Origin of the sequence: Mycobacterium sp. 29Ha, assembly GCF_032883055.1 — a bacterium.
GTDB classification, from domain to species: Bacteria; Actinomycetota; Actinomycetes; order Mycobacteriales; family Mycobacteriaceae; genus Mycobacterium; species Mycobacterium gallinarum.
Genome location: NZ_JAMQTI010000008.1, coordinates 58,861 through 79,223, shown reverse-complemented (window position 1 = coordinate 79,223; position 20,363 = coordinate 58,861). Strand labels below are relative to the sequence as shown.

Annotated in this window: 20 protein-coding genes and 1 pseudogene; 15 read left to right on the top strand and 6 right to left on the bottom strand. The window is 65.8% G+C overall.

Features of this window, described 5'->3' with window-relative positions; genetic code table 11:
* Window positions 1–176: 176 nt before the first annotated feature.
* From M1248_RS12415 to M1248_RS12370, 10 genes and pseudogenes are all read left to right on the top strand, one after another.
* Entirely contained in the window at window positions 177–923 is a 747-nt protein-coding gene (locus M1248_RS12415) for an Mce protein (protein ID WP_317148501.1), read from the top strand.
* Window positions 920–1,714 carry a hypothetical protein gene (locus M1248_RS12410; protein ID WP_317148500.1) on the top strand — a complete coding sequence of 265 codons (795 nt, stop codon included), beginning with the start codon at window positions 920–922 and terminating at the stop codon, window positions 1,712–1,714. The genes M1248_RS12415 and M1248_RS12410 overlap by 4 nt, the downstream gene beginning before the upstream one ends.
* The gene (locus M1248_RS12405; RefSeq protein ID WP_317148661.1) at window positions 1,714–2,622 is read left to right on the top strand and encodes an alpha/beta fold hydrolase; all 909 of its coding nucleotides are present in this window, start codon (window positions 1,714–1,716) and stop codon (window positions 2,620–2,622) included. The genes M1248_RS12410 and M1248_RS12405 overlap by 1 nt, the downstream gene beginning before the upstream one ends.
* A gap of 10 nt (window positions 2,623–2,632) precedes the next feature.
* Window positions 2,633–3,892, top strand: a complete 1,260-nt coding sequence (locus M1248_RS12400) for a WS/DGAT domain-containing protein (RefSeq protein WP_317148499.1) — start codon at window positions 2,633–2,635, stop codon at window positions 3,890–3,892.
* Window positions 3,862–4,086: pseudogene (locus tag M1248_RS12395) on the top strand (short-chain dehydrogenase); the annotation flags it as partial. The gene M1248_RS12400 and the pseudogene M1248_RS12395, both read left to right, overlap by 31 nt.
* Before the next feature lie 23 nt (window positions 4,087–4,109).
* Window positions 4,110–4,646, top strand: coding sequence for a DoxX family protein (locus M1248_RS12390; RefSeq protein WP_317148498.1), 537 nt, complete (start codon window positions 4,110–4,112; stop codon window positions 4,644–4,646).
* A gap of 59 nt (window positions 4,647–4,705) precedes the next feature.
* Window positions 4,706–6,454, top strand: a complete 1,749-nt coding sequence (locus M1248_RS12385; RefSeq protein ID WP_317148497.1) for a DUF3556 domain-containing protein — start codon at window positions 4,706–4,708, stop codon at window positions 6,452–6,454.
* Between the two features lie 241 nt (window positions 6,455–6,695).
* Window positions 6,696–7,850, top strand: coding sequence for a thiolase family protein (locus M1248_RS12380; protein ID WP_317148496.1), 1,155 nt, complete (start codon window positions 6,696–6,698; stop codon window positions 7,848–7,850).
* The gene (locus M1248_RS12375; RefSeq protein WP_317148495.1) at window positions 7,847–8,644 is read left to right on the top strand and encodes a crotonase/enoyl-CoA hydratase family protein; all 798 of its coding nucleotides are present in this window, start codon (window positions 7,847–7,849) and stop codon (window positions 8,642–8,644) included. Before M1248_RS12380 ends, M1248_RS12375 begins: the two co-directional genes overlap by 4 nt.
* Window positions 8,645–8,663: 19 nt before the next feature.
* Complete coding sequence (locus tag M1248_RS12370; RefSeq protein ID WP_163730252.1) at window positions 8,664–9,806, top strand: acyl-CoA dehydrogenase family protein; 1,143 nt, start codon at window positions 8,664–8,666, stop codon at window positions 9,804–9,806.
* Between the two features lie 53 nt (window positions 9,807–9,859).
* Here M1248_RS12370 and M1248_RS12365 read toward each other — a convergent pair whose 3' ends face one another.
* Together M1248_RS12365 and M1248_RS12360 are read right to left on the bottom strand one after the other, a co-directional pair.
* Complete coding sequence (locus M1248_RS12365) at window positions 9,860–10,612, bottom strand: fasciclin domain-containing protein (protein ID WP_317148494.1); 753 nt, start codon at window positions 10,610–10,612, stop codon at window positions 9,860–9,862.
* A gap of 80 nt (window positions 10,613–10,692) precedes the next feature.
* Window positions 10,693–11,967 carry an MFS transporter gene (locus M1248_RS12360; RefSeq protein ID WP_163730250.1) on the bottom strand — a complete coding sequence of 425 codons (1,275 nt, stop codon included), beginning with the start codon at window positions 11,965–11,967 and terminating at the stop codon, window positions 10,693–10,695.
* An 82-nt stretch (window positions 11,968–12,049) separates the two neighbouring features.
* On the opposite strand from M1248_RS12360, the gene M1248_RS12355 reads away from it, so the two are divergent.
* The gene (locus M1248_RS12355; protein ID WP_163730249.1) at window positions 12,050–13,006 is read left to right on the top strand and encodes a GlxA family transcriptional regulator; all 957 of its coding nucleotides are present in this window, start codon (window positions 12,050–12,052) and stop codon (window positions 13,004–13,006) included.
* On the opposite strand, the gene M1248_RS12350 is transcribed toward M1248_RS12355, so the two are convergent.
* Both M1248_RS12350 and M1248_RS12345 read right to left on the bottom strand, forming a co-directional pair.
* Window positions 13,003–13,578, bottom strand: a complete 576-nt coding sequence (locus M1248_RS12350; protein ID WP_317148493.1) for a TetR/AcrR family transcriptional regulator — start codon at window positions 13,576–13,578, stop codon at window positions 13,003–13,005. The two genes, M1248_RS12355 and M1248_RS12350, sit on opposite strands and share 4 nt — an antisense overlap.
* Window positions 13,579–13,581: 3 nt before the next feature.
* A complete protein-coding gene (locus tag M1248_RS12345) occupies window positions 13,582–14,523 on the bottom strand; it encodes an SDR family NAD(P)-dependent oxidoreductase (protein ID WP_317148492.1) in 942 nt (313 codons plus the stop codon).
* 31 nt (window positions 14,524–14,554) lie between these two features.
* Here M1248_RS12345 and M1248_RS12340 point away from each other — a divergent pair, with 31 nt between their 5' ends.
* Genes M1248_RS12340 through M1248_RS12330 form a run of 3 tightly spaced genes read left to right on the top strand, consistent with a single transcriptional unit; the run spans window position 14,555 to window position 17,001 of the window.
* On the top strand, window positions 14,555–15,091 hold the full coding sequence (locus M1248_RS12340; protein WP_174262081.1) for a gamma carbonic anhydrase family protein: 537 nt from the start codon (window positions 14,555–14,557) through the stop codon (window positions 15,089–15,091).
* Window positions 15,092–15,136: 45 nt separating this feature from the next.
* Window positions 15,137–16,282: an NAD(P)H-binding protein gene (locus M1248_RS12335; protein WP_317148491.1), complete on the top strand. Its 1,146-nt coding sequence runs from the start codon at window positions 15,137–15,139 to the stop codon at window positions 16,280–16,282.
* The gene (locus M1248_RS12330; RefSeq protein ID WP_410506654.1) at window positions 16,279–17,001 is read left to right on the top strand and encodes a CPBP family intramembrane glutamic endopeptidase; all 723 of its coding nucleotides are present in this window, start codon (window positions 16,279–16,281) and stop codon (window positions 16,999–17,001) included. The genes M1248_RS12335 and M1248_RS12330 overlap by 4 nt, the downstream gene beginning before the upstream one ends.
* Here the strand turns inward: M1248_RS12330 and tet(V) are convergent.
* Both tet(V) and M1248_RS12320 read right to left on the bottom strand, forming a co-directional pair.
* Window positions 16,998–18,284, bottom strand: coding sequence for a tetracycline efflux MFS transporter Tet(V) (tet(V), locus tag M1248_RS12325; protein WP_317148490.1), 1,287 nt, complete (start codon window positions 18,282–18,284; stop codon window positions 16,998–17,000). The two genes, M1248_RS12330 and tet(V), sit on opposite strands and share 4 nt — an antisense overlap.
* Before the next feature lie 50 nt (window positions 18,285–18,334).
* Window positions 18,335–19,153 carry an enoyl-CoA hydratase gene (locus M1248_RS12320; protein ID WP_163730242.1) on the bottom strand — a complete coding sequence of 273 codons (819 nt, stop codon included), beginning with the start codon at window positions 19,151–19,153 and terminating at the stop codon, window positions 18,335–18,337.
* Between the two features lie 89 nt (window positions 19,154–19,242).
* On the opposite strand from M1248_RS12320, the gene M1248_RS12315 reads away from it, so the two are divergent.
* Window positions 19,243–20,346 carry a CaiB/BaiF CoA transferase family protein gene (locus M1248_RS12315; RefSeq protein ID WP_163730241.1) on the top strand — a complete coding sequence of 368 codons (1,104 nt, stop codon included), beginning with the start codon at window positions 19,243–19,245 and terminating at the stop codon, window positions 20,344–20,346.
* Window positions 20,347–20,363 lie beyond the last annotated feature (17 nt).

Sequence of the window (20,363 nt, the reverse complement as noted above, 5' to 3'; positions counted from 1 at the left end):
TTCCTAAACCGTAAACTATTTATCGCTTTAAGGAAATGAGGCGCCCAAACAGCGCTCACGTCACGGGAGATGAGGCGAGCCGCGCCCGCCGACCACGCCCGCGCAGCTTGCACGTATTTTGGAGCCGACGTGTATACCGAAGTCGACCTGGCCTGAAGTGCCGCAGAGGAATGAACATGGCAGACGATGTTGCGCCCGGCGACGGGGACGTGAGCAAGTCGACCCCGGAAACCGAACCGGCCGAGGTCAGCAGAAAAGACCGCGAGACGGAGGCTATCGCCGCCGAACTCGACAGCGTCGCCGCTGAGCCCGAATCGACCGCGGTCGAGGAGGACAAGCGCGAAGAGCGAGTCGCAGTCGGAGCTGACGCGGACGAGCCCGACCCGGCTGACGGGGACGCCGAGGACTACGACGAGGAGGCTGCGCCTGCAAAGTCGCGGATGTCGCACGTTCGGCTCGCGACGATTGCCGGGCTCGTAGCGGTGGTGGCTCTAGCCGGGCTGACCGGCTGGTTGGGGTTCAATGCGTATAAGTCGTACAAGGCCGAAGAGCAGCGCAAGCTGTTCCTGCAGGTCGGCCGCCAGGGCGCGCTCAACCTCACGACCATCGACTGGCAGCACGCCGAAACCGATGTGCAGCGTGTTCTGGACTCTTCGACGGGCACCTTCTACGACGACTTCCAGAACCGCGCAGCGCCGTTCGTCGAGGTCGTCAAACAGGCGCAGTCGAAATCGGTGGGCTCCATCTCAGAGGCCGGACTGGAGTCAGAATCGGAGAACGGAGCCCAGGTACTCGTCGCGGTCACCGTGAACACCACGAATGCGGGCGCACCTGAACAGCAGCCGCGCTCCTGGCGAATGCGTATCTCGGTCGAGAAGGTCGGTGGTGACGCCAAGGTGTCAAACGTCGAGTTCGTGCCGTGAGTAGCAGACACCGGATGCCCCCGGGCGGCCCCAAGAGCGAGAAGGAACCGACTGACGTGCCGGACGACACAAAAACCCCCGAACAGGGGCCTGCCGAGGACACCGTGCAAACGGCGGATGAAGCGACTGAGCCCGCTGACGCGACCACGGCGTCCGGTGAGGTGTCGCTCGAGTCCGCTGAGTCCGAAGAGTCGGACAAGTCCACCGACGATTCCGCGGAGCCTGACGACAATTCACAACCCACCGACGAATCAGAACCCGTCGGAGTCAAGCGTCGAATCGCGTGGCCACGCGTTCTCGCGTATGGCGTGCTGCCGGGCCTTGCGCTGTTGCTCGCGCTTGCGGCCGGATTCTTGCGCTGGGAGTACATTTCAAACGACTACGGGGCGTTACCGCCCGTAGCATCAGAGCAACATCCCTCTCCGGCGTTCGAATCGATGAACGCGGCCAAGGACAGCACGATCAAGATGCTGTCGTATAAGCCGGACACCGTCGAACAGCAGCTGAACTCGGCCCGCGACCTGCTGACCGGTGAGTTCCGAGATTCGTACACCTCGTTGATCAACGATGTGGTGATTCCGGGAGCCAGGGAGAAGCAGATCTCCGCGGTGGCATCCGTTCCGGCCGTGGCATCGGTGTCGGCAGACCCGAAGCATGCCGTGGTGTTGGTCTTCGTGAACCAAACCGTGGTCGTTGGCAAGGATGCGCCGTCCGATACCGCGTCGAGCGTTCGCGTGACGATGGACAAGGTGGATGGCCGTTGGCTGATTTCGGAGTTCGAACCCGTCTGATGCTCGAACCCGACACGATCGACGTCGCGACCCCGGCGGTACAGCTACGCGTTCAGTCGTGGGGTCCGGAAGATGCTCCGATCGCGTTGTGCCTACACGGTTTTCCCGACACCGCGCATGGATGGCGCAAGATTGCGCCGTTACTCGTCGACGCGGGCTGGCGGGTGGTCGCGCCGTTCAATCGGGGCTATGCGCCGTCGTCGTTACCGTCGGATGGTAGCTATCACATCGGTGCGCTGATGGACGATGCGCTGCGCGTGCTGGACGCGGTCGGGCCCACCGGTCGCGATGTGATGATCGGTCACGACTGGGGTGCCATCGCGGGTGCGGGACTGGCGGCGATGCCCGACAGCCCGTTCAAGAAGGCCGTGATCATGTCCGTTCCGCCGAGCGCATCGTTCAATCCGCCAGGCGGTCGGGTGCCCGATGCCGGGCGACTGGTCGCGACGTTGCCGGCGCAGCTGCTGAAGAGTTGGTACATCCTGTTCTTCCAGTTGCCTTGGCTGCCGGAACGTTCCGCCGAATGGATCGTGCCGCGGCTGTGGCGGAAGTGGTCGCCCGGGTATCAGGCCGACGAGGATGTGCGTCATGTCCAGGCTGCCATCGGCGCCCCGGATCGTTGGCGAGCCGCGCTCGGTTACTACCGCGCCGTTGCGCGCAGTCCCAAGGCGCCGGCACCGTATGCCGCGCTACATGAGCACTGGCTGTCGGCGCCCACAGTTCCCACCCTTTATCTGCACGGTCACGATGACGGCTGTGCCACCGCCGATTACGCGCACTGGGTTGAGAAAATTCTGCCCGACGGCAGCAAGGTGGAGGTCGTCGAACGCGCCGGGCACTTCCTGCAACTCGAACAACCTGGCGTCATCGGCCGCCACATCGCCGACTTCCTGGGGCACCCGGGCTAGCCTGGGCTCCATGCCGGTCCGCCGACTGTCTGCTGTGGATGCGCAGACATATTGGATGTCGGCGAAGATCCCGAACGACACCGTCCTGCTCTACGGTTTCGCCGGTGTGCCCGCCGACCCAGAAGCGGCCATCGAGCAGATCGCCGAGGAGGCCCGTCGATGTCCTGACCTGACGGTGCGTATCGACGACGGCGGACCCCTCACCTATCCCGCCTGGGTCCATCGCGACGTCGACCGGTCGCTGTTCGTTGTGCACGACATCGAAGACCGCACCTTCCAGGCGTGCTTGGCCCGGGTGCTTGATCTGACTGCAGAACGGCTGGATGCGCGGGTGGCGGCGTGGCGGCTGCATGTTTTCATCGGCGTCGACGGTGTACCCGGAGTGGCAGGCCCGGGCACGGTCGCGGTACTGCAGATCTCGCACGCGCTTGGCGGTGGCGGGCGAACCTCGGCGCCGGCCGCGATCATGTTCGGACGACGTGATGGTGTCGTACCGGGAATCGATGCCCCGCACTCCGGGATCTTTAATCTGCCGATCACAGGGTTTCGTGCTGCGCGAGCGCATCGCCAGATGCTGGAAGACACTGATGCGGGAAGGGTTCCGCCACCGGCCGATCTGCGTCAGGCGCTGCGGACCAATGCGCGACCGGCGGGGCCGCGACACGTGCGGACCGTGGTGCGGCAACGTTCAGATCTGTCTGGCCCCACCGTGACGGTCGCAGCGATGTCGGCGGTCTCCGGCGCTCTCGCTGCTCAGCTGCAGAGTCTCGGCGATGACCCCTCGAGCCTGGGTGCCGAGGTGCCGATGGCAAAGCCGCCACCGCGCTTGGCGTACAACCACTTCGGAAACGTCGGTGTCGGCTTATACCCGGAGCTCCCCGAGGCAGAACGCCTTGCGCGTATCGCTGCCGACCTCGGTGCGCGGCGCCGCCGAGCCGCGCACCCCGCGATACGTAAGGCGGACCTGGCCTTCGCTGCGACACCCGCGCCGTTGTTGCGGTGGGGCATGGACCGATTCGATCCCGATGTCCGCGTGTCGCGCGTGACGGGCAACACCGTGGTGTCCAGCGTGAACTTCGGTGCCGCAGACTTCACCTTCGGTGGTGCACCCGTGAAGGTGGCGACTGCCGTTGCTGGACTATCGCCGATGATGGGACTGACGCACGTGGTCGGAGGCATCGGTGACATCATCGCGATCGGCGTGCACGCGGCCGAGTCGGCAATCGGCGATATCGATGAGTACATCGAACGATTGGAAGCTGGGCTCTGACTGTGCCGTCGCCGACCTCGAGAAGAGCATCGCCGGGTCCGGTCGCCACCGAGCGCCAGCTCGAATTCGCAGACCACGTCGAACCCGTGCTGGCCCGGCTTCCGTCGCGTCGGATGAGCACCCCAGCCGAGGTCGCCGCCGCGAACGTCCACGGGGCCATCCTCGGCGTGGATGGGGGCTGGGCAGCGACTTAACACATGGCCTAGATTTTGTACCCATGACTGCATACGACTCCGCTGCTGACATAGGCCTGCTGATCCTGCGAGTCGTGCTCGGTCTCACGATGGCTGCGCACGGCTATAACAAGTTCTTTGGGAAGGGTGGCTTGAAGGGCACCGCCGGCTGGTTCGACAGCATGGGCATGAAGCCAGGCATGTTCCACGCCCGGATCGCCGCCACCACCGAGATGTCGGCGGGCATCGGGCTGGCGCTCGGGCTATTGACCCCGATCCCCGCCGCTGGCTTCGTCGCGCTGATGCTCGTAGCCGCCTGGACCGTTCACCGGCCCAACGGCTTCTTCATCGTCAAGGAAGGCTGGGAGTACAACCTGGTGCTGGCGGCATCGGCGGTCGGCATCGCAACCATCGGGGCCGGGAAGTACAGCCTCGACTACGCATTGTTCCGCTCCTCGGCTCTCTACGACTTCCTGCATGGCTGGTGGGGGCTGGCTATCTCGCTGGGCCTCGGGCTGGCTGGTGGCATCGGCCAGCTGGCGATCTTCTACCGACCGCCGGCCAAGGCTGAGGCCGCGTAGCTGGCCCGAGTCCGGCGAACTGATTCCACCGGCCTAGAACACGTTCTAGTCTTTCCGCCATGGGATTCCTCAAGCCCGACATGCCCGTCGTCGACTTCGCCGAGTGGAGCAAGGGTTCACGCTCCGAGAAGATCCGGCCGATGGCCGAACACTGGGCCGAGGTGGGCTTCGGCACGCCTGTCGTGATGCATCTGTTCTACGTCGTCAAGATCCTGCTCTACATCCTCGGCGGCTGGCTGTTCGCGCTCGCCACGACAGGCGTGGACGGGTTCACCAACGTCGCGCAGTGGTGGACCGAACCGATCGTGTTCCAGAAGGTTGTGCTGTACACCATGCTGTTCGAGGTCATCGGCCTCGGCTGCGGTTTCGGCCCGCTGAACAATCGGTTCTTCCCGCCGCTGGGGTCGATCCTGTACTGGTTGCGGCCCAGTACCATCCGGCTGCCACCGTGGCCGAACCGCATACCGCTGACCAAGGGCGACACCCGCACGCCGGTCGACGTCGTGCTTTACGGCGCGCTGCTGGTGGTGCTGCTCATCGGGCTGTTCTCCGACGGCACCGGACCGGTTCCTGCGCTCGGCACGGAGATCGGCGTGCTGCCGATGTGGCAGATCTGGACCATTCTCGGTCTGCTGGCACTGGCGGGTCTGCGCGACAAGGTGATCTTCCTGGCCGCCCGCGGTGAGGTGTACGGCTCGTTCGTCGTGGCGTTCCTGTTCGTGGGGTACGGGGTCGACATGATCATCGCCGCCAAGCTGGTCTGTGTGGCGATCTGGATGGGTGCGGCCACGTCGAAACTCAACAAGCACTTCCCATTCGTGATCTCGACGATGATGTCGAACAATCCGCTGATCCGGACGAAGTGGCTCAAGCGCCGGTTCTTCGAGCGGTTCCCCGACGATCTGCGTCCTGGCCCGGTTTCGCGGTTCATCGCTCACTTCAGCACCGTGATCGAGATGCTGGTCCCGTTGGCACTGCTGTTCTCTCACGGCGGCTGGCCGACGTACATCGCGGCGTTCGTCATGCTGTGCTTTCACTTCGGCATCCTGTCGGCGATCCCAATGGGCGTGCCGCTGGAGTGGAACGTCTTCATGATGTTCTGCGTCATCACGCTTTTCGTCCGCCACGCCGAGGTCGGGCTGTCCGACATGACCACGCCGCTGCCCGTTGCGCTCTTCCTGCTGCTGGCCATCATCGTGGTGCTCGGCAACCTGTTCCCGCGGAAGATCTCGTTCTTGCCCGGCATGCGGTACTACGCCGGAAACTGGGACACCTCGTGGTGGTGCATCAAGCCGTCCGCCAACGAGAAAATCGAGCGCGGACTCGTCGCCATCGCCAGCATGCCTGCCTCGCAACTCGAAAAGGTTTATGGCAGTCCCGAACAGGCGATGATCTACCTCTACAAGGGATACGCGTTCCGCGGTTTCAATTCTCACGGCAAGGCGCTGCTGACGCTCGTGCACAATGCGCTCGCCGGCCGCAACGAGGATGACTACGTGATCACCGAAGGCGAGCGGCTCTGCAGCACCGCGGTCGGCTGGAATTTCGGCGACGGCCATATGCACAACGAGCAGCTGATCGCCGCGATGCAGAAGCGGTGCAACTTCGACCCCGGCGAGGTGCGCGTCATCATCCTCGATGCGCAACCGTTTCACCGGCAGCGTCAGGAGTACCGGTTGGTCGACGCGGCGACGGGGGAGTTCGAGCGGGGCTACGTCAACGTGTCCGACATGGTCACGGGGCAGCCGTGGAGCGATGACATCCCCGTGCACGTGACGTGGCAGAAGGACCGCGCTGACGCTCCGTGATTGGTCTTCCGTCGTGGTGCTGCGTACGCGACGGCCAGACCGCCTAACGAGCCATACAGTTCTTTGATTGCGGGTCGGACGCGTTTGACCGTAACGAATTCACAGCGGTAAGTCGTCTGCCTACCGGATGTCAGGCGGTTTGAAGTGTGACCTACCAACCAGTAGGTTGACCTAGTAAACTTTGTTCTCTACTTTCGGGATTACCCTTCGGGACTTACACGACTTTCAAAGGAGATGGGTCATGGCTGAAGCCGTCATCGTCGAGGCTGTACGATCGCCAGTCGGCAAGCGCAACGGCGGCTTGTCGGGTGTTCACCCCGGCGAGCTGTCGGCGCAGGTGCTCAACGGTCTCGCCGAGCGCGCGGGCATCGATCCCGGCATCGTCGACGACGTCATCTGGGGTTGCGTCATGCAGGCCGGCGAGCAGGCCCTCGACATCGCGCGTACCGCCGTGCTGGCGGCGGGCTGGCCCGAGAGCGTGCCCGGTGTGACCGTCGACCGCCAGTGCGGGTCGAGCCAGCAGTCCATCCACTTCGCCGCAGCCGGTGTGGTCGCCGGACACTACGACGTCGTCGTCGCCGGCGGTGTGGAGTCGATGTCGCGTACCCCGATGGGCGCCTCGCTGGCCAACGGCGGGCATCCCTACCCGGAGGCCTTCCGCAACCGCTACAGCCAGACTCCGAATCAGGGCATCGGCGCCGAGATGATCGCCGAGCAGTGGGGCTTCGACCGCACCGCAGTCGACCAGTACTCGCTGGACTCCCATGAGAAGGCCGCCGCCGCACAGGATGCCGGCGCCTTCGACGACCAGATCGTCGGCATCAAGGTAACGGACGGCTCGGAAAGCTCAGCGGTGCTCAAGGACGAGGGCATCCGCCGTGGCACCACCATCGAGAAGATGGCGGGCCTGAAGCCGGCGTTCAAAGAGGACGGCGTGATTCACGCGGGTAACTCCAGCCAGATCTCCGACGGCTCGGCCGCCATCCTCTTCATGTCCGCCGAGAAGGCGAAGTCCTTGGGGCTCAAGCCACTTGCGAAGGTGCACACCGCCACGCTGGCCGGCGCCGACCCGGTGATCATGCTGACCGCGCCGATTCCGGCCACGCAGAAGGCGCTGAAGCGCTCGGGCCTGCGGCTCGAGGACATCGGCGTGTTCGAGGTCAACGAGGCGTTCGCCCCGGTGCCGTTGGCATGGCTCAAGGACATCGGCGCCGACGAGAAGAAGCTCAACCCCAACGGCGGTGCCATCGCGCTGGGCCACCCCCTCGGCGGCTCGGGCGCACGCATCATGACCACGATGCTCTATCACATGCGGGACAAGGGAATTCAGTACGGCCTGCAGACCATGTGTGAGGGTGGCGGCCAGGCCAACGCCACCATCATCGAGCTACTGTGACCGCTGAGGTGACCGCTCCCGCCGCTCTCACCGAGCGGCGGGGCAACGTCCTTGTCATCACGATCAACCGGCCGGAGGCGCGCAACGCCGTCAACGGCGCGGTGAGCATCGCGGTCGGCGATGCCCTACAAGCAGCGCAGGACGATCCCGAGGTTCGCGCCGTCGTCATCACCGGTGCAGGCGAATCATTCTGCGCCGGAGCGGATCTCAAGGCCATCTCGCGCCGCGAGAACTTGTTCCATCCCGACCACAGCGAGTGGGGCTTCGCGGGATACGTCCACCACTACATCGACAAGCCGACCATCGCGGCCGTCAACGGCACCGCGCTCGGCGGCGGAACCGAGCTCGCACTCGCCAGCGACCTCGTCGTCGCGGAAGAGCGCGCAAAGTTCGGCTTGCCCGAAGTCAAGCGAGGGCTGATCGCCGCCGCCGGTGGTGTGTTCCGCATCGTCGATCATCTGCCGCGCAAAGTGGCGATGGAGCTGCTCTTCACCGGCGAGCCGATCAGTTCCGCCGATGCGCTCAAGTGGGGGCTCGTCAACCAGGTCGTCCCCGACGGCACCGCCGTCGACGCGGCAATCGCTCTGGCCGAACGGATTACGTGCAACGCACCGCTGGCGGTGTGGGCAAGTAAGCGGGTCGCGATGGGTGTCGACGACGGCGTCATCACCGGCGACGAGGCCGGCTGGATGAGGACCACGCGTGAAATCGGAACGCTCATCCGTTCCGAGGACGCAAAGGAAGGGCCGTTGGCCTTCGCAGAGAAGCGTCAGCCGGTCTGGAAAGCCAAGTGAGCCAAGTAGGAGAAACCAAGTGAAGCGCACGATCTACGACGCCGAGCACGAAGCGTTCCGCGACACCGTCCGGGGTTACATCGAAAGCGAACTGGTCCCCAACACTGAGAAGTGGGAAGAGGACCGCATCGTCGACCGGTCGGCCTACGTGGCCGCGGGCAAGCACGGACTCATCGGATTCAACATGCCCGAAGAGTTCGGCGGCGGCGGCACCGACGATTTCAGGTTCAACGCGATCATCGACGAGGAGATCGCCAAGGCCGGCGTCCCCGCGCCCGCGCTGAGCCTGCACAACGACGTCGTCGGGCCGTATTTCAAGGACCTGACCAACGACGAGCAGAAGCAGCGTTGGCTGCCCGGAATCACGAGCGGCGAGACCATCATCGCCGTCGCGATGACCGAACCCGGTGCGGGCAGCGACCTGGCGGGCATCCGCACGTCGGCGGTGCGCGACGGTGACGACTGGATCGTCAACGGCTCCAAGACCTTCATCTCGTCGGGCATCAACAGCGACCTCGTCGTCGTCGTCGCCCGAACCGACCCCGAGGCCGGACACAAGGGCTTCTCGCTCCTCGTCGTCGAGCGCGGGATGGAGGGTTTCACGCGCGGCCGCAAGCTGGAGAAGATGGGCCTGCACGCGCAGGACACGTCCGAACTGCACTTCGAGAACGTCCGCGTTCCCGGCGCCAACCTGCTCGGCAAGGAAGGTCGTGGCTTCTACCACCTGATGACCAACCTGCCCTCGGAGCGGCTCTCGATCGCGATCACCGCCGTCGCGGGCGCCCGCGAAACCTGGCGGCAGACACTGCAATACGCCAAGGACCGCAAGGCGTTCGGCCAGCCGATCGGCAGTTTCCAGCACAACCGGTTCCTGCTCGCCGAGATGGACACCGAACTCGAGGTCACCGAAAACTACATCGACCGGTGTCTGCAGGGTGTCGTCGACGGAGAGCTGACCGCCGTCGAGGCGGCCAAGGCAAAGTGGTGGGCCACCGAGGTCGCCAAGAAGATCGTCGACCAGTGCGTGCAGTTGCACGGCGGCTACGGCTACATGCTGGAGTACCGCGTTGCGCGCGACTACGTCGACGGACGCATCCAGACGATCTTCGGTGGCACGACCGAGATCATGAAGGAGATCATCGGCCGCGACCTCGGCTTGTAGCCGGCTCGGCCGGCGTGGCCTATAGCCGGCTCGGCCGGCGTGGCCTGTAAGCCCTAGCCGATCGGAGCGTCCGCGGCAGGCATCGGCTCGGTCGGCGCCTCCGCGGCTCCCGCAGTGGGGGGTGCCGTCGGCGTCGTGGTCGTCGTCGTGGTGGTCGTGGACGTGCTCGACGTGCTCGTCGGCGTGAGCGCGTCCGGCGGCGTCTTGGGATCCAGCACCGTGTCGATCAGATAGATCCGCGCGTTCTTGGCGAAGATCGCACCGCAGAGAACCTTGGCGGTGTCGTTGACCTTGATGTCGCCGCCGTCGCCCTCGACCTTGATCTCCGCGCCCTGCTGGGTCGGCCGCTGGCCCTTGACGTCCTCGTTGCCGAGGAGGCCGAGGAAGTCGTGGTAATAAACCAGATCGCTGAGCGCGGCCGGATCGGCCTTGAGCGCATCGAGCTGAGCCGGAGCCAGCTTGGCGAACGCCTCGTTGGTCGGCGCGAAGACGACGTACGGGCCGTTCTCCAGAACCGGGACGATGTTGACCGCAGGGTTCAAACCGCCCGAGATCGCCGAGTAGAAGGTGCTGACGTCCGGGATGCTCTGCAGCGCGGTGCCCACCGGAACGTTCGCCAGATCCTTGTAGCTCGGCACCGACGTCTTGAAGGCATCGCAGCCCGAACCCTGGGGATCGGGGATCTCGAGCGTCGGTGCCGGCTCGGTGGACGGTTGCGCGTAAGCGGTCACAGCCATCGGCACCGATACGGCGATCGCGGCGATTCCGGCGACGGCGCCAATGGCCTTGCTGGTGCGGGTCTTCACGTAAGTGCTCCTCAGGTCTTTAGTGCATCGCATGTTAAAACGCCGAATGCGGCATCACCAAAGCGAAGACCCCGTCAAACCTACGTCGCAGGTGCTCTGACCTGCGAGTTGCGGATCTTGCCACACAACGCCGCCGCGACGAAGCACAGGCCCCCGGCGAGGTAGAACGCGGTGTCGTAGCCGCCCTGCAGATCGCGTAGCCATCCGGCGCCGGCGGCGGCCATCGCCGCGCCCAGCTGGTGGGAGGCGAAAACCCAGCCGAACACGATGGGGGAGCGGCTGCCGAAGTAATTCCGACACAGCACGATCGTCGGCGGGACGGTGGCCACCCAGTCCAGGCCGTAGAAGATGACGAACACCCACGTGCTGGGTTCGGCGTGCGGCGAAAGCAGCGAAGGCAACGCCAGCAGCGAGACGCCGCGGCCGGTGTAATAGGCGACGAGCAACAGGCGCGGATCGACCCGGTCGGTGAGCCAGCCCGAGAACACCGTGCCCGCGACGTCGAGAATGCCGATGGTGGCCAGCAGGCCGGCCGCGACGGTCGTCGGCATGCCGTGGTCATTGGCCGCCGGAATGAAGTGCGTGCCGATCAATCCGTTCGTCGTCATGCCGCAGATCGCGAAGCTGGCCGCCAGCAGCCAGAACGCCGGAACACGCGCGCCGATCAGCAGTCCGTCGAATGCGGCGCGGAAACTCGACGCGGGCACCGTCGCCGGTTCAGTGACAGCCGTCGCACCGTATGCCGTTAAACCCTTGTCCTGCGGATGATTTCGCATGAACACCAATACCAATGGAACCACGCACAGCGCTGCCGCCGCGACGATCAGCGATGCCCAGCGCCAGCCGTGCCGGGTGGTGACCTCGGCGACGATCGGCAAGAAGATCAGTTGCCCCGTCGCACTAGCGGCGGTCAGCACGCCCGTCACCAGGCCGCGCCGCGCCTCGAACCAGCGCGTCGCGATCGTGGCGACGAAGCCCATCGAGATCGCACCGGTGCCCGCGCCGACGAGCACACCCCACAACAGGACCAGCTGCCAGCTCGCCGTCATCGTCACCGACAGGGCCGAACCGCTCGCGATCATGAGCAGCGCCCCCGACAGCACCGGCCGCACGCCGAAGCGGTCCATCAGAGCCGCGGCGAACGGCGCGGTGAGACCGAACAGCGTCATGTTGACCGACATCGCCAGCCCGACCACGCCGTGCGACCACCCGAACTCGTGGTGCAGCGGGTTCATCATCACGCCTGGGACCGAGCGGAAGCCCGCCGCGCCGAGGATCGCGACAAAGCTCACGGCCGCCACGACCCAGGCCCAGTGGACTCTGGGCACGGTCCGGCGCGCGGCGGTCGACGTCACCGCATCACTGTGGTTCACCACGGCCTGCGGCGACTAGTGGCATGAATGACAGCATTCGTCAAAAACATGCCAAACTGGGGGCGTGCACCGTGTCGCCGTCCTGCTGTTGCCGCCCGTGGTGGGGTTCGACGCCACCATCGCGCCGATGATGTTCTCGAATGCGAGCGACGCCGACGGCAACCGTCTCTACGAGGTGGTGACGTGTGCGCTGTCGCGCGACCCGGTGGCCGCGACGACGGGATTCGCCGTGGTCGCCGAGGCCGGACCGGAAGCGCTGGCCACCGCCGACACCGTTGTCATCCCCGGCACGCGGTACCCGGCCGCGCGAGTCGACGGCAGGCTGACACCGGACGTCGCCGCCGCCTTGGCGCTGATTCGTCCCGGCACCCGACTGGTGTCGATCTGCACCGGCGCATTTGTGCTCGCGGCGGCAGGACTGCTCGACGGGCGGCCTGCCACCACCCACTGGCGATTCGCCGACGATCTACGCCGGTTGCACCCGCTTGTGCGCGTCGACGAGAACGTGCTCTTCGTCGACGACGGCGATGTGCTCTCGTCCGCGGGTTTGGCGGCGGGAATCGACCTGTGCCTGCACATCATTCGATCCGATCACGGCTCGCAGGTGGCCAACACCGTCGCGAGATATTGCGTCGTACCACCGTGGCGTGAAGGCGGACAGGCCCAGTTCATCGACCGACAGGTGCCCGCTCCCGATCACTACTCGACCGCCGCGACTCGCGAATGGGCGCTGCAGCATCTCGACGAAGAGCTCACGGTGCCGCGGCTGGCCCGGCATGCCAAGATGAGCGCGCGCACCTTCAATCGGCGGTTTCGCGAGGAGACCGGTCAGGCGCCCGGCGCGTGGATTCGAAGCCGCCGCATCGATTTTGCGCGTCAACTGCTCGAGTCGCGCGACCACTCCGTCGACGAGGTGGCCAGATTGTCGGGCCTGGGCTCAGGTGGCAACCTTCGGCATCATCTGCGCCGCGGAGTGGGGATGTCCCCGTCGAGTTACCGCAAGGTCTATCAGGGGGCCTAGCTGCCGTCGGGCAATACCGTCGCGACCATGCAGGCGAGGTCGTCGGCGGTCTGCTGGAAATCGCTGACACCGCAGCTCGCATGGACCAGCGCCCCGACGAGACCGAATTCGAGCGTCTGCGTCACCTCCGGCCACGCGCCCGAGCGGAGCATGGTGCGTACCCGCCGGTGATACTCGGCGTTGATGCGCTCCAGCACGGACCGCACGGACGGGTCGCTGCACACCAGTGCGCTCGAGCAGGCGGCCGCCAGGCCGGGCTCGTCGGCCAACAACATCACCAGATGGGAGAACTGCGCGACGATGCGTTCCTTGGCATCACGTTCGATGTCGACATCCAACGGAACGGCCCGCAGTCGGGCGAGGTAGATCTCGGCGACGATCGCGTCTGTCGACCAGAAGCGCTCCCGCAGCGAGCCGATGGAGATGCCTGCGCGCTTACTGATCGCCTGCATGGTGATGTCGGAATACGGCACCTCGCGGAGCAGTTCGACGGTCGCGCTGATCACCTTGCCGGTTTCCTCGTCGTCGCGGTCGCGATCGTCGTATGACCGCAGGTGCACGACGCCGGCCATGAGTCAGTGTCCCGCGCTCGTACAGAGGCGCTCCGAGACTTCCCACAGACGCTGTGCCTGCGCGGCGTCCGTCGCGTAGGGCGCTGGGCCTCCTTGGTCGTCCTGAATCCGGCAGTCCGCCAGGTACACCGATCCGACGTCGGCGAGATCGCTGCTCACCGCAGCCCACACCTGGGTGGCCGCGCCCTGCTCGGGCATGGTGAAGTCGCGGCGTACGTCGACCTTCTGCTGGCCGGGATCCGACGAGACGAACTCCGTCAGGGCGGTGAAGTCGTCGCGCGACATGTGGCGCGCGAGTGACGTCGCCACCACGCCCGGATGCACCGCGTACGCCCTGATGGCCCGGTCGCGCAGGCGCCGGTCCAGTTCGACCGCGTGCAGGATGTTGGCTGTCTTCGAAGCGCCGTACGCCGCGAACTTGTCGTACTCGCGGTGCTGCCAATTCGGGTCGTCGAGGTCGACGTCGGCCAGCCGGTGCCCGTCCGACGACAGGTTCACGATGCGCGCACCCCCGGCCGCGCCGAGCTGCGGCTCGAGTAGGTGCGTGAGTTCAAAATGGCCGAGATGGTTGGTGCCGAACTGCATTTCGAAACCATCGGTCGTTCGGCCGAACGGTGTGAACATGACTCCCGCGTTGTTCATCAGCACGTGAATCGCGGACGCCATGGCACCGATGGCTTCGGCAGCCGACCGGACCGCGGCCAGGGAGGTGAGGTCCAGTTCCACCGTCGACGTCTTGGCATCGGGAACCTCGGTGCGAACCCACGCCTCGGTGTCGGCGAGGGCGGCCCGATTGCGCGCGGCGAGGATGACGTGCGCACCGGTCGTGGCGAGTGCGCGCGCCGACTCCCTGCCCAGGCCGGCCGATGCGCCGGTGATGACGCAGACCTTGCCGTTCAGGTCGACGCCATCGACGACCTCGAGTGCTGTCGGCGCTGATGTCACCTCGTCAATATGACACGGCTCGTGACTTACGATGTCGCGCATGCCTGAGCCGCTCATCGTGCCCATCCGTGGGCGTGCGCCGTCGCTGCACGCCGAGAGCTGGGTCGCGCCCAACGCGAGCCTGATCGGTCAGGTGACGCTCGGCGCCCGCACCAGTGTCTGGTACGGGGCGACACTTCGGGCTGAGGCCGAACCGATCGAGATCGGCGCGGGCACCAACATCCAGGACGGCGTCACGATCCACGTCGACCCCGGCTTTCCAGTCCGCATCGGCGCCAACGTCAGCGTCGGGCACAACGCCGTGCTGCACGGCTGCGAGGTCGAAGACGGCTGCCTCATCGGGATGGGTGCGGTCATACTCAACGGCGCCAAGATCGGCGCGGGCTCGCTGATCGCTGCGAGCGCATTGGTGCCGCAGGGCTTCGTCGTACCGCCGCGGTCGTTGGTGGCCGGCGTGCCCGGCAAGACGCGGCGCGATCTCAGCGACGCCGAAGTGGCGCACAACCGGCACAACGCGCAGGTGTATCAGGCACTCATCGAGCTGCACCGTGACGCGAACAACAGCTGAGCGCCTTAAGGTTGCGATCCCGCGCAGTCCGGGTACAGCCGTACGGTGAGCAAACTGCGAATCCTGGTCACCGGCGCCACCGGCTATGTCGGATCGCGGCTCGTCACCGCCCTGCTGGACGCGGGCCACGACGTTGTCGCCGCCACCCGAAGCCCCGCGCGGCTCGCCAAGTTCGGCTGGCAGGACCGCGTCACCGGGGTGGCGCTGGACGCCCACAACCAGGAGTCGGTGCGGCATGCGTTCGCAGCCGCCGGACCCGTGGACGTCGTTTACTACCTCGTCCACGGCATCGGGCAGCCGGGCTTTCGCGAGGCGGACAACCGGGCGGCGGCCAACGTGGCGAACGAGGCCAAGAATGCCGGCGTTCGCCGGATCGTGTACCTGGGCGGGTTCGTTCCCGACGACGACGACCTCTCCGAGCACCTGAGCAGCCGGGCCGAAGTCGCCGAAGCGCTCCGCGTCGATGGCGGACCGGAGGTGGTCTGGCTGGGCGCGGCGATGATCATCGGGTCGGGTTCGACGTCGTTCGAGATGTTGCGCTATGTCACCGACCGGTTCCTATTGATGCCGATGCCGGGGTGGTCGGTCAATCCGATCGACCCCATCTCCATACAGGATGTCCTTTACTACTTGGTCGCCGCCGCGGACGAGAAGGTTCCTGCCGGTGCGTACGACATCCACGGTCCGGAGAGGTCCTCCTATGCTGACCTGCTCCGCGCGTGCGCACGCATTTCCGGCAAATGGCGGGCCGAACTGCCGGTCAACGGAGTGGATATCGGGCTGGTGTCGTTGGTGACATCGGCGGTGCTGCCGGTGCCAGGCGGCCTGGCCGCCGATCTTGTGGAGTCGCTCGATCACCCGATGATGGCCTCCGGCAACGGCCTTCGTGACTTGGTGCCCGACCCGCCCGATGGCCTCGTCGGGATTGACGAGGCCATCACCAGGGCTCTCGAGAGTCGCAAACCGCAACCCGTCGACGCACTCGCCGATCCGCACCATCTCGCCGACACGGACCCGGTGTGGGCGGGCGGTGACACCTTCCGCATTCGGCAGTTGGCCAGCCACATCACGCCTTCGTTTGCGCGACCGGCGCTGGGCCTGCTCGGCGTCGTGCCAGGACCCCTCGCCGCGGCTGTGCGCACCGGACTGGACACCGCCATCGGCCTCGTACCGAAGGCGAAGTCGGCGTGACCGAACCACCCGTAACTCGGCCGCGATGGTTGGCCGAGGTCAGGGACATCGTCGGTACCTGCCCGGTACCGCACCACGAGCCGCCTATCCTGATCCGCCGCCGACGCATCATCGTTGCCATCGTGTTGGTCATCGGCGCTGTGCTGCTTGGCTATTCGCTGGCCCTGCCGCCTGGAGACGCCTCGTTCTACTGGTTGACGTTGGCGCTGGCCGCGGTGTGGGCGGCCGGCGCGTTGTTGTCGGGCCCGCTGCACCTCGGCTGCATTCGGTTCCGTGGCCGCAACCAGCGCCCGTGGATCACTGGGACCGCGGTGGGCCTTTTGCTCGGAGCCGTCTTCATCGTGGGCGGATTAATCGCCCGCGAAATTCCTCCTGTGCGCGAATACATCACTCAGGTACTGGAATTTGCCAACTATGGGCCACTGCTATTGGTCACGTTCATCACCGTCGTCAACGGCGTGGCCGAAGAGATGTTCTTCCGCGGCGCTCTCTACACCGCGCTCGGACGGTTTCATGCGGTGCTGGTGTCGACGGTGTTGTATGTGATCGCGACGGGCGTCGCTACCGGTAACCCGATGCTGGGTTTCGCGGCGGTGGTCCTCGGCACCGTTTGTGCGATCGAGCGCCGCATCACCGGGGGGGTGCTCGCACCGATGCTGACCCACTTTTTCTGGGGACTGGTCATGGTGCTGGCACTTCCACCCCTTTTCGGCGTTTAGCGCAATGGATGCGCCAACTCGTCCTGACGCATCTTCGCCGCAACCAGCGCAATGGCCGCCAGTATCGCCGGAGCGATGCCGGCCACCAGGAAGATCGTCTGCATCGGAACGACTTTCGACAGCGGGCCGACGATCGCGAACGACAGCGGCATGAACGCCAGCGAGACGAAGAAGTCCAAGCTCGATACCCGGCCCAGCATCTCGGTGGGTACCCGCCGCTGCAGCAGCGTGCCCCAGATGACCATGCCCGCACCGTCCGTGACGCCGACGACGAACGTCGCGACTGCCATCCAGGTGAACGATGACGTGAAGCCGACGACCACCAATGGGATGGAGCCAAGACCCCACATCGCCATCATCACCGTCAGGTAGCGACGGGGTAGCCGGCCTGACGAGACCGCAAGCGCGCCAAGGGCGCTGCCCATTCCGAAGAACGCCAGGATGAAGCCGTACGTGCGCGCTCCGTCGTCGAACCGGTCGTTGGCGATGAACGGCAGCAGTACCTCGATGGGTCCGAGCACGACGAGCACGAACATGCTCGCGAACAGCAGCGTCCACAGCAGCCACGGCGTGCGGAGCATGAACACGAAGCCGTCCCGCAGATCGCGCAACACGTGCGCGCGTTCGACTTCGGGCTTTTGCGGCGGCGTCGACGCCGCCGGTCTCGTCGCGATCAGCAGGACGAGGCCGGTGGCGAAGAGTGCGGCGACCACAACAGAACCCACCGCCGGGAAGGTCGCACCGATCAACATGCCTGCGACGGCCGGACCGACCGCGCGCTGGAACACCGGGCGCACCACGCCTTCGACACCGTTGGCGGCCAACAGTTGTTCGGCGGGCAGGATCCTCGGCAGGATCGCGCTGTATGCCGGGAAGAAGAACGCGGCGGCGGTTCCCATTGCGGTGGCCGCGAGAGCCAGATGCCAGACCTGCAGCGCGCCAAGGAGTCCCAGGCTTGCGACCGCTGATGCCGCCACGACGTTCACCGTCTCGACGCCGATGATGATCTTGCGCTGGTTCATCCGGTCAGCGGTGATCCCACCGACCAGAACGAACGCGACGAAGGCGGCGCCGAAGCACGTCATCACGATCGACAACGACACCGGGTTGTTGTCGAGCTCGATGACCTGTAGGGCAAGCACGACGGCGAACATGCCGTCAGCGAAGATCGATAGCGTCACCGCCGCGATCAGCAGGCGGTACTCGCGGATCTGAAACGGTGCGAGCACGCGCCAACCGCCGGCGTCGCGCACCGGCTGTGGTGTCTCGAAGTGCGTACTCACCAACCGATGGTCGCCGATCGAAGGTGACCGAGTCCACCGATTTTCTGTGGTTAGGAGTCGGTGAAGTTCGGCTTCCTGCGCTCCTGGAAAGCGCGTGCGCCTTCACGGAAGTCGTGCGAGACGAGCAGCACCATTTGGCCCTCCGTCTCGCGGGCGATCGCGGGCTCCAGCTCGGTGAGCGTTGCGGCGTTGATGGCGTGTTTGGTCTTCCGAAGGGACACGGCGGGGCCGTCCATGAGTGCCGAGATCACCTTGTCCGCTTCGGCGTCGAGTTCCTCGGCGGGATGCACGGCGGTGACGAGACCCCAGTCGAAAGCATCGCCGGCGCTGATTCGTTCACCCATCAAGGCCATCCGCATGGCGCGGATACGACCGACCGCCGCGGCGATCAACGCCGAGGCTCCACCGTCGGGCATCAGCCCGATCTTGGTGAAGGCCAGCATGAAGAACGCCTTCTCCGAGGCCATTACGACGTCGGACGCCAACGCCAACGAGGCACCGACACCGGCGCATGGCCCCTGCACGACCGCGACCACCGGCTGTGGCAGGTCGACGATCGACCGCACGGCGTCGTTGGCGGCATTGAGAACCGATTCGGGCCCGTCGACCGACTTCTGTGCCTGGTCCTCGTCGCTGATGCCCGCGCCCGACGAGAAGCCCCGACCTGCACCGCCGAGGCGCACGACCTTGACCCGCGGATCGGTGGCGGCCTGTTCCAATGTCGAGGTGATGGTCCTGAACATCGCGGCGGTCAACGAATTGAGGCTGTCCGGCCGGTTCATGGTCAGCGACAGCACACCGTCGGCCAGATCGACGAGCAGGTCGTCGATACCGCTGTAGGTCTGCGCGCTCGAGTCGACGGTTGTCATTGCTGCACCCTAGGACCGAACCACTTGGTTATACAAGTAAGCTATGTCGGCGTCGACAGCGCTAGTCGGACGAAGGGCGGTAATTGGGTATGGCTGGACCACTTCAGGGATTGCGTGTCATCGAACTGGCCAGCATCGGCCCAGGTCCGCACGCTGCGATGATCCTCGGCGACCTCGGCGCCGACGTCGTGCGCATCGATCGGCCGGGAAAGCTGGGCGGCATTCCGAGCTCCCGGCGGGAAACCGCACTGCGCAATCGCCGGTCGGTGACCGCTGATCTGAAGTCCGACGAGGGTCGCGAGCTGGTGCTGAAGTTGGTCGCCAAGGCCGACGTGCTGATCGAGGGACTGCGCCCCGGCGTCACCGAACGGTTGGGCTTGGGCCCCGAGGATTGCGCGAAGGTCAACGAGCGGTTGGTCTATGGCCGCATGACGGGGTGGGGCCAGACCGGACCGCGGCGGCTGCAGGCCGGACACGACATCAACTACATATCCCTCAACGGGGTGCTGCACTCGATCGGGCGCGCCGGTGAGCGACCCGTGCCGCCGCTGAACTTGACCGGTGATTTCGGCGGCGGGTCGATGTTCCTGCTCGTCGGGATCCTCTCCGCGTTGTGGGAGCGGCAGACGTCCGGCAAGGGTCAGGTGGTCGACGCCGCGATGGTCGACGGGTCCAGCGTTCTGGCGCAGATGATCTGGGGCTTTCGTCAGGACGGCTTGTGGTCGGACGAGCGTGGCGTGAACATGCTCGACGGCGGCGCCCCCTACTACGACACCTACACATGCGCGGATGGCAAGCACATCGCGATCGGTGCGATCGAGCCGCAGTTCTACGCCGAGATGATCAAGGGCCTGGGCCTCGAAGGTGCCGATCTGCCCGACCAGAACGACATGGGCCGTTGGCCCGAACTGCGTGCGGCGATCGCCGATGCCGTCGCCGCCAAAGATCGCGACCATTGGGCCAAGGTCTTCGCCGACAGCGATGCGTGCGTGACGCCGGTGCTGTCCTTCGGCGAGGTCGAGTCCGAACCGCACATCACCGAGCGCGACACCTTCTACCGCGATGATTCGGCCCCCGGCGGCTACCTGCAGCCGATGCCCGCGCCGCGGTTCTCGCGCAGCGTGCCGCCCACCCCGACCCCGCCCGGTCCGGCGGGCGCCGACACCGAAGCCGTACTCCGAGACTGGGTTTGACGCCGGGTCTTTCCAAC